The organism is Citrobacter sp. wls619 (assembly GCF_005281345.1).
GTDB lineage: Bacteria > Pseudomonadota > Gammaproteobacteria > Enterobacterales > Enterobacteriaceae > Citrobacter.
This window is the reverse complement of sequence record NZ_SZXJ01000033.1, coordinates 27,788-29,228: the sequence shown is the minus strand read 5'-3', so window position 1 is coordinate 29,228 and position 1,441 is coordinate 27,788. Positions and strand designations below refer to the sequence as shown.

General features: G+C 48.9%; 3 protein-coding genes. All 3 read right to left on the bottom strand.

Going from position 1 to position 1,441, the window contains the following annotated elements; all coding sequences use genetic code 11:
- Positions 1–653, bottom strand: a 653-nt coding sequence (locus FDX19_RS05590) for a phosphoadenosine phosphosulfate reductase family protein (RefSeq protein ID WP_170974352.1), incomplete at its 3' end; no start/stop codon positions are given.
- Between the two features lie 130 nt (positions 654–783).
- Complete coding sequence (gene ssb / locus FDX19_RS05585) at positions 784–1,185, bottom strand: single-stranded DNA-binding protein (RefSeq protein ID WP_137381939.1); 402 nt, start codon at positions 1,183–1,185, stop codon at positions 784–786.
- A gap of 16 nt (positions 1,186–1,201) precedes the next feature.
- The coding region (locus tag FDX19_RS05580; protein WP_137381945.1) for a DUF3158 family protein at positions 1,202–1,441 on the bottom strand (240 nt) is incomplete at its 5' end.

Below are 1,441 nucleotides of genomic sequence, written 5' to 3'. Positions count from 1 at the left end.
GGAATACCGTGACGCTTTGCCAGCGCAAACACCTCATCATGCGCCCACTGCAACAGAGGACGGTAAACATGCAGACCAGGCTGATTATCAGCATCGGTTTCGAACTCCGGTAGCTTCGCCCGCGATGTGGACTCCTGGGCGCGAACGCCCTGCCAGCTCACCACATCATCATATTGTTCCAGCAATGGCTGAATGACCTGTTCGTCAATCGGGCGATGTTTCAGCTCAAATGTACAAAACCGCGCGCGGGTGCTGGGAAAGCGGCCTTTCCAGATACACAAATCCAGGAAGGGGATCTTGCGGGGAACCATTTGTTCCAGCGCCTCACGAACGCGTTGTTCTGCACCCTGCGGCGTATAGCCGTATTTTTCGACAAGTTTTATGGGCCAGACATTCTGAATATAATCCCGCTTATTAAGGATACGCTGACTGAAATCCGCCCGAACCCGGATAACCGGACCGAGTTTTTGCTCCAGCAATGAAATATAATCATAGGTATAAGGATGTTCATGGCCGGTATCAGCAAAAACCACGGTGATATTTGCAATATTTCTCTCACGGGCTAAAAGCCATAATGCTAAAGAGTCCTTACCGCCTGACAGACTGATAATATTCCGGACTGAACCTGTAAAAAATTTATTTCCCTGAAACATAATACAGACCTCATGGTAGTGAATGAGATCTGCTAATTACGATAACGTAACCCGGTAAATCAGAAAGAAATAAAAAGGCGATAAAAATAATGGCACCAGAGCGGTGCCATTAATCGGTTACTGAAAATATTTACGCATCATTATTGTTATTATCATCACTGGCATCATTCACCGGATCGTCCGGTTTTCTGCCGAGCATCTGCAACATGCCATTGATATCGACAACCACCTCCGTGGACTGGCGTTCTGCGCCAATAGCGTCAATCCATTTTCTGACCTGAAGTCGTCCCTCTACATAAACCAGTGTCCCTTTTTGCAGGTATTCCCCCGCGATTTCCGCCAGTTTGTTGTAAACCACAATCCGGTGCCATTGCGTCCTCTCCTTCGTTTCGCCGGTGTCTTTGTCTTTCCAGGTATCCCCGGTCGCCACCGAAAAAACAGCAACAGGTTGCTTATCTGCGGTATAATGTATCTCCGGCTCCTGTCCGACATATCCAATCAACGACACTTTATTTAAACCACGCTGGGCCATCGTTTTATTTCTCCGGTTATTTTGTTGCAGGGAAAACGGATGCCGCGATATTTTCGGCCTCCGTCATTTTTACCGAACATTCCCGTATCTGGCGTAGGACGAAGGTGCATATCGACATCTGCATATTGAACACGATGCGGTCACGTTCAATTGCCAGCAGCGCTTCCCGCACTGCCAGCGGCAGCGAGTCATCCTGCACCAGCGACTGCCAGCCAGGAATACCGCTGCGGTTATTCTGCTGGTTGCGCCAGCGTAA

Excerpts from the sequence above, each read along its gene's own strand:
- ssb (WP_137381939.1), bottom strand. The coding sequence starts at position 1,185 with ATGGCCCAGCGTGGTTTAAATAAAGTGTCGTTGATTGGATATGTCGGA.